General features: G+C 52.1%; 1 pseudogene. It reads right to left on the reverse strand.

The window, feature by feature from the left end:
* Nucleotides 1–240: pseudogene (locus tag AKL27_RS26950) on the reverse strand (ketol-acid reductoisomerase); the annotation flags it as partial.

Below are 240 nucleotides of genomic sequence, written 5' to 3' on the forward strand. Positions count from 1 at the left end.
CAGTTTGTTCGCTTTGATCCAAGGCATCATGGCACGCAGTTTCTCGCCCACGATTTCGATCTGGTGTTCAGCATTGATACGACGACGCGACAGCAAAGTCGGTGCGCCGGCCTTGTTTTCCAGAATGAAGCTCTTGGCGTATTCACCGGTCTGGATGTCTTTCAACACCTGACGCATCACGTTCTTGCTTTCTTCGTTGATGATGCGCGGACCTGTCACGTACTCGCCGTATTCAGCGTT

The organism is Herbaspirillum autotrophicum (genome assembly GCF_001189915.1).
GTDB lineage: Bacteria > Pseudomonadota > Gammaproteobacteria > Burkholderiales > Burkholderiaceae_D > Herbaspirillum > Herbaspirillum autotrophicum.